At 74.4% G+C, this 9,923-nt stretch carries 9 protein-coding genes; 8 read left to right on the top strand and 1 reads right to left on the bottom strand.

Going from position 1 to position 9,923, the window contains the following annotated elements; genetic code table 11:
- Positions 1-41: 41 nt before the first annotated feature.
- Entirely contained in the window at positions 42-1,286 is a 1,245-nt protein-coding gene (locus ACFRMQ_RS31745) for an MFS transporter (RefSeq protein ID WP_380734173.1), read from the bottom strand.
- A 117-nt stretch (positions 1,287-1,403) separates the two neighbouring features.
- On the opposite strand from ACFRMQ_RS31745, the gene ACFRMQ_RS31740 reads away from it, so the two are divergent.
- The 8 genes from ACFRMQ_RS31740 (at position 1,404) to ctaD (ending at position 9,915) form a co-directional block, all read left to right on the top strand.
- Positions 1,404-2,588, top strand: a complete 1,185-nt coding sequence (locus ACFRMQ_RS31740; protein WP_380734172.1) for an ROK family transcriptional regulator — start codon at positions 1,404-1,406, stop codon at positions 2,586-2,588.
- A gap of 90 nt (positions 2,589-2,678) precedes the next feature.
- Positions 2,679-3,095 carry a molybdopterin-binding protein gene (locus ACFRMQ_RS31735; protein WP_380734171.1) on the top strand — a complete coding sequence of 139 codons (417 nt, stop codon included), beginning with the start codon at positions 2,679-2,681 and terminating at the stop codon, positions 3,093-3,095.
- Between the two features lie 52 nt (positions 3,096-3,147).
- Positions 3,148-3,603: a hypothetical protein gene (locus tag ACFRMQ_RS31730; protein WP_380734170.1), complete on the top strand. Its 456-nt coding sequence runs from the start codon at positions 3,148-3,150 to the stop codon at positions 3,601-3,603.
- On the top strand, positions 3,600-4,325 hold the full coding sequence (locus ACFRMQ_RS31725) for a glycerophosphodiester phosphodiesterase (RefSeq protein WP_380734169.1): 726 nt from the start codon (positions 3,600-3,602) through the stop codon (positions 4,323-4,325). Before ACFRMQ_RS31730 ends, ACFRMQ_RS31725 begins: the two co-directional genes overlap by 4 nt.
- Positions 4,322-5,419, top strand: a complete 1,098-nt coding sequence (locus ACFRMQ_RS31720; RefSeq protein WP_380734168.1) for a winged helix DNA-binding domain-containing protein — start codon at positions 4,322-4,324, stop codon at positions 5,417-5,419. The genes ACFRMQ_RS31725 and ACFRMQ_RS31720 overlap by 4 nt, the downstream gene beginning before the upstream one ends.
- Positions 5,420-5,526: 107 nt before the next feature.
- Positions 5,527-6,612 (top strand): AI-2E family transporter, encoded by a 1,086-nt coding sequence (locus ACFRMQ_RS31715; RefSeq protein WP_380734167.1) that lies wholly within the window; start codon positions 5,527-5,529, stop codon positions 6,610-6,612.
- Positions 6,613-6,802: 190 nt separating this feature from the next.
- The gene (locus tag ACFRMQ_RS31710; protein WP_380734166.1) at positions 6,803-7,684 is read left to right on the top strand and encodes a virginiamycin B lyase; all 882 of its coding nucleotides are present in this window, start codon (positions 6,803-6,805) and stop codon (positions 7,682-7,684) included.
- Between the two features lie 410 nt (positions 7,685-8,094).
- Positions 8,095-9,915, top strand: a complete 1,821-nt coding sequence (gene ctaD, locus ACFRMQ_RS31705) for a cytochrome c oxidase subunit I (RefSeq protein ID WP_380734165.1) — start codon at positions 8,095-8,097, stop codon at positions 9,913-9,915.
- Positions 9,916-9,923 lie beyond the last annotated feature (8 nt).

The following is a 9,923-nucleotide window of genomic DNA, read 5'->3' as shown; positions in this document are numbered from 1 at the left end:
GGTTCGGGACTCTAGCGGGGAATTCCCTCAGGAATTCACCATCATATCGCGGAGAGATTTTTTCCGGAAGGGTTTTCCGATGACGGTGTGGTCACGTTTTCGCCGCCGGAATTCCGTTCGGCCAGCCGCAGCGCGCCGGCGCTCAGCGCCAGGGCGAAGGCGAGCGCGGTGACCAGAGCGAAGGAGACGGTCAGCGAGGTGGCCTGGGCGAGGGCGCCGATCACCGCGGGGGCGATCAGGCCGGAGGTGTAGGTGACGGTGGCGACGCCCGCGATGGCCTGGCTGGGGTTGCGGCCGATCCGGCCGGCCGCGGCGAAGGCCAGCGGGACGATCACCGCGATGCCTATGCCGATCAGCGCGAACCCGGGGATGGCCAGCGCCGGGCTGTCGGCGACGACCACCAGCAGGCCGCCGGCGGTGGCCACGGCGCCGCCGACGCGGGTGGTGCGCACGGCGCCGAGCCGGCGGATCGCCGCGTCGCCGGCCAGCCGGCTGACCGCCATGGTGAGCGAGAAGGCGGTGTACGAGGCCGCGGCGACGGTGGCCGAGGCGCCGGTGACGTCCCGCAGGTAGATGCCGCTCCAGTCCATCGAGGCGCCCTCGGCGAAGACCGCGCAGAAGCCGACCAGGCCGATCACCAGCGAACTGCGCGGCGGCAGCGCGAACCTCGGCGGCTCCTCCGCGCCCTCGTGCGCCCGGATGTCGGGCAGGCCCCGGCAGGCGGGCTGGGCGAGGGCGAGCGCGATCAGCGCCGTGACGGCCAGCTGGAGCCGGGCGTCGAGGTCCAGATGGGCGGCGAGGATGCCGAAGGGGGAGGCCAGCAGGCCGCCCGCGCTCCACATCCCGTGCAGGCCGGACATGATCGAGCGGCCGAGCCGCTGCTCGATCTCCACGCCCTGGGCGTTCATCGCGACGTCGGCCATTCCGGCGCTGGCCCCGTACACCAGCAGGGCCGCGCACAGCGTCGGCAGCGAGGGGGCCAGCGCCGGCAGGGCGAGGGCCAGGCACCAGAGCGAGATCAGCCCGCGCACCGCCGCCCGGCCGCCGTACCGGTGCACGAACCGGCCGGCCAGCGGCATCGCGAGGGAGGAGCCGACGGCGGGCATGACCAGGGCCAGTCCGAGCTGGCCGGTGGACAGGTGGAGGTGCTCCTGGATCCACGGGATGCGGGTGACGAAGCTGCCGCTGACGGCGCCGTGCACGCAGAAGACCAGGGCGATGCTCGCCCGGGCCCGGCGCGGTGCGGCCGGCGGCTGTGGCGGTGGTGGTGCGGTGGTCCCGCTCATGGGGTGTTCCCTCCCGGTCGCGCGGTGAGGGGCGCGACAGTGCCCTTGACGGGCGATAAATTATCAGGAAGGGACCCTGATAGAAACACTCCGGCAGGACTGGAAGGATGACCGGCCATGACCACCGCGCGTACGGCCACGCCGAGCACCGCCCGGGCGATCAACGACCGGCTGGCGCTCAACCTCCTGCTCGAACAGGGCCCCCTGACCGCGACCGAGCTGCGCGACCTCACCGGCCTCTCCCGGCCGACCGTCGCCGACCTGCTCGAACGCCTCCAGCGCACCGGCCTGGTCGCCGTCGTCGGCGAGCGCGGCGAACAGCGGCGCGGCCCCAACGCCCGGCTCTACGCCCTGGTCGCCTCCCGCGCCCACCTGGCCGCCGTCGACGTCCGCTCCGGCGGCGTCAGCCTGGTCGTCGCCGACCTGGTCGGGCGCAGCCTCGCCACCGCCGAGGTCCCGATCGAGGGCGAGGGCGGGCCGGACACCGCCGGGGCGATCGTCGCCACCCTGCTGGCGACCGCGCGCGACGCCGGGGTCGAGCGGCTGCACACCGTCTCGGTCGGCGCCCCCGGACTGGTCGACCCGGCCACCGGGCGCCTGCAGAACACCGGCCAGCTCCCCGCCTGGCACACCGAACTCCTCGCCGCGCTCCGGGAGCTGCCCGGCGTCCAGGTGATCGTCGAGAACGAGGTCAACCTGGCCGGCCGCGCCGAGTACCGGGTCGGCGCCGCGCGCGACCGCGACACCTTCGTGCTGCTCTGGCTGGGCCACAGCGTCGGCGCCGCCGTGATCCTCGACGGGCGGCTGCGCCGGGGCTTCTCCGGCGGCACCGGCGAGATCTGCTTCCTGCCAGTCCCGGGCACCGCCGGCCTGCCCAGCGCCGACAGCTGCGAGGGCGGCTTCCACGGCCTGGTCGGCAGCGCCGCGATCTGCGCGCTGGCCCGCGCCCACGGGCTGCCCGCCGACCCGGCCGACGACGCCCCCGCCGCCGAGGCCGCCGTCCGCGCCGCGCTGGCGGGCGGCACGGCGGGCGAACCGTTCCTGGACGAGCTGGCCGAGCGGATCGCGATCGGCGCGGCCGGCGTCTGCGTGGTGCTGGACCCCGGCTGCGTGGTGCTCGGCGGCGAGATCGGCCGGGCCGGCGGGCCGGAGCTGGCCGACCGGGTCGAACGGCGGCTGGCCCTGCTCTCCCCGCTGAACACCGAGGTGCGGGCCGGCACGGCGGGCGGCGGCGCGGTGCTCGCGGGGGCGGTGCTGACCGCCGGGGACGCGGTGCGGCGGGACCTGTTCGGCGAGCCGTGACGGCCCTCGCGTGATCGCTCCCGCCGCCGGTACGGCAGGATGGCGCGGGGGCGCCCGCCCCCGGACCACGAACCACCGTCAGGAGACGCCATGGGCCAGGCCGAGGTGCCGGCCAACCCGTACCGCATCGGCGAGGCCGCGGCGCTGCTCGGCGTCAGCACCGACACCATGCGGCGCTGGGTGGACGCGGGGCGGGTCGCCGCCGCGCGGGACGAGCACGGGCACCGGATCATCCCGGGGGCCGAACTGGCCGCCTTCGCCCGGGAGCTGGCCCGGCCGGAGACCGCGGCGGCGGAGGGCCGGCCGTCCTCGGCGCGCAACCGCTTCCCCGGGATCGTCACCCACGTGGTGCTCGGCGACGTGGCCGCGCAGGTGGAGATCCAGGCCGGGCCGTTCCGGGTGGTGTCACTGATCAGCCGGGAGTCGGCGGAGGAGCTGAACCTCGTCCCCGGCGCACCCGCCACGGCCGTCATCAAGTCCACCAATGTGATGGTCGAACGACGCTGACGCCCCCCGCAGGGCGCCCGCCACCCGTCCCGGAACCGAACGAGAGACCCGGATGACACCCCCGCACCTGCCGACCACCCAGAGCGCCGTGCTCGCCATCGAGGCCGTCGCCCGGCGGCACGGCCGCACCGCCCGCGCCCAGCACGACATCGGCTCCGACCGGACCTTCGCCGGGCTGGTCGGCGCGGGCGGCCCGGACCGCTCGGACCTCGAAGCGGGCGGCATCCCGCACGAGGCGCTGCTGGAGTTCGACGGCCGCCCCGCCGTCACCGTCCGGCTCCTCACCCACGACGAGGTCACCGTGACCGTCGAGGGCATCGCCTTCGACGTCGACCGCGACCGTGTCCCCGGCTTCCTGAACGCCGTCTGGTCCGACCTGGTGCACATCAGGACGCGCACCTTCCCGCCGTCCACCACGCTGATCGTCACCGTCCCCGGGGAACCGAGCCACCGCGAGAGCATCGGCGTCCACGACCTCACTCCCTGGCTCGCCGGAAGGCTCCGATGAACACCGCCGCCAAGCCGTTGAACACCGCCGCCAAGCCCCTCGCCGTCGCCCACCGCGGCGACCCGTACCGCCACCGCGAGAACACCCTGCCCTCGGTCGAGTCCGCGCTCGCCGCCGGCGCCGACGCCGTCGAGGTGGACGTCCAGCTCACCCGCGACCGGGTGCCCGTCCTGCTGCACGACCGCACCCTCGAACGGCTCTGGGGCGACCGGCGGTCGATCGACCGGGTCACCACCGAGCAGCTGGCGCAGCTGCGGCAGGGCCCGCTCGCCGTCCCCACCCTGGCCGAGGCGATCGAGGCGGTGGCCGCCGTCGACAGCCGCCGGCTGCTGATCGACCTGGACGACGCGGTGCCGGTCGCCGCCACCTGGTCGGTGGTCACCGAGCTCGGCGCCGAACGGTCCGTCGCCTTCTGCGGCCCCGTCACGGCCATGCTCGCGGTGCGCGAGCTGGCCCCCGGCGCCGAGATCGCGCTCACCTGGAAGCAGCCCCGGATGCCGGCGCGCGCCCTGCTGGACGACCTGCGCCCGCGCTTCCTCAACCCGCCGTTCGGCCTGGTCACCCCCGAGTTCACCGCCGCCGCGGCGGAACAGGGCCTCGCCGTCTCCACCTGGACCGCCGACCTGCGCCGCACCATGCGCCGGCTGCGCGACACCGGGGTCTCCTCCATCACCTCCAACCGGATCTCCGTGCTGCGCTCGGTGCTGGACGGCCGCCGGTGAACGGACCGGTCCTCGGACCGCGGGCCCTCGGCCGGGCCCTGCTCGCCCGCCAGCACCTGCTCGCCCGCACCGGCCCGGCACCCGCCGCGCTGGTCCGCCACCTCGTCGGACTCCAGGCACAGGCGGCACCCCAGCCGCCCTACCTCGGCCTGCTCGCCCGGATCGACGGCTTCGCGTCCGAGCGACTGAGCACGCTGATCGAGCGGCGGGCGGTGGTCCGGACCGCCCTCCAGCGCGGCACCATCCACCTGGTCACCGCCGAGGACTGCCTGACGCTGCGCCCACTGCTCCAGCCGATGCTGGACGAGGCGCTGCGCACCACCTACGGCAAGCGGCTGACCGGAGTGGACCTGGACGCGCTGGCCGCCGAGGCCCGCGAGCTGGTCGAGACCGAGCCGCGCACCTTCCAGCGGCTCGGCGCGCTGCTCGCCGCGAGCCGCCCCGGCCACGACCCGTCCGCCCTCGCCCAGGCGGCCCGCTGCCGGCTGCCACTGGTGCAGGTCCCGCCGCGCGGGCTGTGGGGGCGCGGCGGCCCGGCCGCCCACACCACCGCCGAGGCCTGGCTCGGCCGCCCGCTCGACCCTTCACCGAGCCCGGACGACCTGGTGCTGCGCTACCTCGCCGCCTTCGGCCCGGCCACCGTCGCCGACGTGCGGAAGTGGTGCGGGCTCAGCAGGCTCGGCGCGGTGGTGGCCCGGCTGGCGCCCCGGCTGCTGGTCTTCCGGGACGAGCGGGGGCGACAGCTGTACGACCTGCCCGAGGCGCCCCGTCCGGACCCGGACACCCCGGCACCGGTGCGGCTGGTCGCGCCGTTCGACAACCTGCTGCTCTCCCACGCGGACCGCACCCGGGTGCTGCCGGAGGAGCACCGGGCCCGGGTGATGACCCGGAACGGGATCGTGCACGGCACACTGCTGGTGGACGGGCTGGTCGCCGGCACCTGGCGGCTGACCGGCGAACGGGAGGTGGCCGTCGCGCCGTTCGGGCCGCTGGGCCGGGCCGACCGGCGGGCGGCGGAGGCCGAGGCGGAGCGGGTGCTGGCCTTCGCCGGGGCGGGCGCGGGGGGCGTGGTGCGGTTCGAGGCGCCCGGATAGCTCGTTCGGGTGCTCACGGCCGATCCACCGCGCGGCCCGTCGGAACCTCTGCTGAGCTGGGGCGGTCCGGAATCGTCGACGACCCCCCGGCGGAGGTGGCGGTGCCCGTGGAGCCCTCGCCCGGCGAACAGCGGCCGGCCGACCACCGCAGGCCGTACCTGATGCTGCCGCCCGCGCTGCGGCAGGCGGCGGCCTGGTCGGTGGCGGTGATCCTGCTGCTCGCCGTGGCCTCGCTGGTGGTGTTCGCACTGGTCGAGCTGCGGGCCGCCACCGTGCCGTTCGTGCTGGCGCTGCTGGGGGCCTCGCTGCTCCACCCGGTGGTGCCCTGGCTGGTGCGCCGGGGCGTCGGACGGAGCCTGGCCGCCGGGCTGACCTGCACGGTGCTGGTCGCCGCGGGCACCGGGGTGATCGCGCTGCTGGTCAACTCGCTGGTGCACAGCGCCCCGCAGATCGCCTCCTCGCTCCAGCAGGCCGGGGAACGGCTGGCGCAGTGGCTGGGCCCGCTCGGGGCGAAGATCCAGCACGCGCTGAGCAACGCGAAGGGCGAGACCAACTCGCTGGTCTCCACCCTCACCAGCGGCGTGCTCTCCGGACTCGGCCTGCTCACCCAGCTGGTCACCGGAGGGGTGCTGGCGCTCGCCCTGGTGTTCTTCTTCCTCCGGGACGGCCACCGCACCGGCGACGCCATCCGCGCCTACCTGCCCGAGCGCAGCGCGGCCACGGTGATCGCCTGCGCCGAGCGGGCCTTCGACGCGATGGCCGGGTTCATGCGCGGCACCACGCTGATCGCCCTGATCGACGCGGGCTTCATCACGATCGGCCTGGTCGCCCTCGGGGTGCCGGGCGCCCCCGGGCTGGGCGCGCTGGTCTTCATGGGCGCCTACATCCCGTTCGTCGGGGCGTTCCTGTCCGGCACCGTGGCGGTGCTGGTGGCCCTCGCGGACGGGGGCCTGGGCACGGCGCTGTGGGCGCTCGGGGTGGTGCTGGCGGTGCAGATGATCGAGGGCAACATCCTCCAGCCGGTCATCCAGAGCCGCACGGTGGAGCTGCACCCGGCCACCATCATGGTCGCCGTGGTGGCCGGCGCCGGAATCGCCGGGATCATCGGCGCCCTGCTCGCCGTTCCGGTCTGCGCGGCCGGGATGGGCATCGTCTCGGTCCTGCGCGGCGACCCGGGCCGACCGGCGGCGTAGGCCGTGTCTCATCATTCCCGCCGGGCGCGCGACGCGAATCATGAGACACGGCCCAGCCGGGTACCGGGAATCCGGGGCCGCGCTCCCGGCGCGGGCAGGCGTGGGCGCCGAATCCGGTTGCCTGGGGGTGGGCGGCATGCGAGCATCACTAACGCGATAGGAGTCGCATTAGTGGCCGGGAGGGGTCGCCATGGAACTGATCGACGTCGCGGAGGCGGGCGCCGGGCCGTACGGGGTGGCCGTGGGGCCGGATGGGGGCGTCTGGTTCACGCTGGTGCACGGCGGGGAGATCGGGCGACTGGCGCCCGGCGGGACGGTCGAGCGGTTCGGACTCGGAGCGCCGGAGTGCGGGCCCGCCGTGATCGTGGCGGGGCCGGACGGGGCGATGTGGTTCAGCCGGATGCGGGACCACCGGATCGGGCGGATCGCCGTGGACGGGACGGCGACGTCCTTCGCGGTGCCGACGGAGAACGCCGGGCCGTACGGGCTGGCCGCCGGCCCGGACGGGGCGCTCTGGTTCACCGAGCTCAACGCGGACCGGATCGGGCGGATCACCGTGGACGGCGAGGTGACGGAGCACCCGCTGCCGCTCGACGGGGCCTTCCCGTCGCTGATCGCCGCCGGCCCGGACGGGGCGCTGTGGTGCACGCTCAACCAGGCGGACGCGGTGGCGCGGGTCGGCACGGACGGCGCGGTCACCGTCCACCGGCTGCCCACCGGGGGCACCGCGCCGGTCGGGATCACCGCCGGGGCCGACGGCGCGCTCTGGTACGTCGGCATCGGCGGCGGGCTGGTCGGGCGGATCACCGCGGACGGCGAGGTGACGGAGCACCCGCTGGCCGACCGGGCGGCCAAGCCGCACGCGATCGCGGCCGGACCGGACGGCCGGCTCTGGTTCACCGAGTGGGGCGCGGGGCGGATCGGCGTGCTCACCCCAGGCGGGCACCTCGACGGGTACCCGCTCCCGGGCGCGGGCGCCGAACCGCACGGCATCGCCGTCGCCCCGGACGGCACCGTGTACGCGGCCCTGGAACGCGGGCAGCTCGCCCGCCTGGACACCCGGGACTACTGACGGCGCAGCAGCTCCTCCGGATCGGCGAGCAGGCCGAGCGCGGCGGCCCGGTCCGGGGCCGGCTCCGGGGTGGGCGGCGGTGGTCCGGGCGTGGCCGCGGGCGAGCAGTTCGCGGTAGCGGGCGGTCGGCGCGGGGCTCGGCTCCAGGCCCAACTCGCGGGCGAGCAGCCGGCGGTGGGAGTCGTGGACGGCGAGTGCTCCGCCGTCGGCGGCGGCCCGGCCGGCCCGGCCTCGGACCCGACGCCCGGTCAGGAGGTCCCGGGCAGCCGGTCGGGAGGTCCCGGTCGGGGCCCGGGAACTCGGGCCCAGCGGCCCCGGGCGGGCGGGCCGAAGGGCCCTGGGGTGCGGAGGCGCCCAGTTCGGATCATGGATCGCCATCCATTCGCACGACGTTCCGAAGGAGTGCGTCCTTGAGCGCCACCCAGGCACAGGGCGACCCCACCTCACCGCCAACCGCCCTTCCGACAGGCGCGGTCAGGGTCAGGAGGCCCGGTTCGGCCCTGGTCAGACTGCTGACCACCACCGACCACAAGACGATCGGCACCATGTACCTGGTGTCCGCATTCGCGTTCTTCCTGATCGGCGGCATCCTCGCCCTGGTCATGCGCGCCGAACTCGCCCGGCCCGGAACGCAGATCCTCTCCAACGAGCAGTTCAACCAGGCGTTCACCATGCACGGCTCGGTGATGCTGCTCCTGTTCGCCATGCCGCTGTTCACCGGCTTCGCCAACTGGATCATGCCGCTCCAGATCGGCGCGCCGGACGTCGCCTTCCCGCGCCTGAACATGCTGTCCTACTGGCTGTTCATGTTCGGCTCGCTGATCGCCGCGGCCGGCTTCGCGACCCCGCAGGGCGCCGCCGACTTCGGCTGGTTCCTCTACGCGCCGCTGTCCGACGCGATCCACTCGCCCGGCGTCGGCGCCGACATGTGGATCATGGGCGTGACGCTGTCCGGCTTCGGCAGCATCTTCGGCGCGGTCAACTTCATCACCACCATCATCTGCATGCGCGCGCCCGGAATGACCATGTTCCGGATGTCCATCTTCTGCTGGAACGTGCTGCTGACCTCGATCCTGGTGCTGCTGGTCTTCCCCGTGCTGGCCGCCGCGCTGCTGGCCCTGGAGTGCGACCGCAAGTTCGGCTCGCACGTCTTCGACCCGGCCAACGGCGGGGCGATGCTCTGGCAACACCTGTTCTGGTTCTTCGGGCATCCCGAGGTGTACATCCTGGCGCTGCCGTTCTTCGGGATCGTGTCGGAAGTCATCCCGGTGTTCAGCCGCAAGCCGATGTTCGGCTACTCCGGCCTGATCGCGGCCACCATCGCGATCGCCGGTCTGTCGGTGACGGTGTGGGCGCACCACATGTACGTCACCGGGCAAGTGCTGCTGCCGTTCTTCTCGTTCATGACCTTCCTGATCGCGGTCCCGACCGGGGTGAAGTTCTTCAACTGGGTCGGCACCATGTGGAAGGGCTCGCTGAGCTTCGAGACCCCGATGCTCTGGACGGTCGGCTTCCTGGTCACCTTCCTCTTCGGCGGCCTGACCGGCGTGCTGCTCGCGGCCCCGCCGATCGACTTCCACGTCTCCGACTCGTACTTCGTCGTCGCCCACTTCCACTACACGCTGTTCGGCACCGTGGTGTACGCGATGTTCGCCGGCTTCCACTTCTGGTGGCCGAAGATGACCGGCAAGAAGCTCGACGAGCGGCTCGGCCGGATGACCTTCTGGACCCTCACCGTCGGCTTCAACGCCACCTTCCTGGTCCAGCACTGGCTGGGCGTCGAGGGCATGCCGCGCCGGTACGCCGACTACCTGGCCTCGGACGGCTTCACCACCCTGAACACCGTCTCGACCATCGGCTCGTTCCTGCTCGGCCTGTCGATCCTGCCGTTCCTCTACAACGTCTGGAAGACCGCCAAGTACGGCGAGAAGGTCACCGAGGACGACCCGTGGGGCTGGGGCCGCTCGCTGGAGTGGGCGACCTCCTGCCCGCCGCCGCGGCACAACTTCGTCAAGCTGCCGCGGATCCGCTCCGAGTCCCCGGCCTTCGACCTCCACCACCCGGACATCGCGGCCCGGGACTACCTGGAGTACAGCGGGAAGCCCGCCGCGCACCTGGCCGACGTGGAGCCGGCGAAGTACGACCGGCCGCTGAGCCGGGCGGACCGGGCGTCCGCCGCCCTGGCCGCCGAGCGCACCGCGCCCGCCGAGCCGCCCTCCTCGGAGGGCTGATCCCGGGG

The sequence above is a fragment of the Kitasatospora sp. NPDC056783 genome (assembly GCF_042789895.1).
GTDB lineage: Bacteria > Actinomycetota > Actinomycetes > Streptomycetales > Streptomycetaceae > Kitasatospora.
This window is presented reverse-complemented; position numbering and strand designations above follow the sequence as displayed.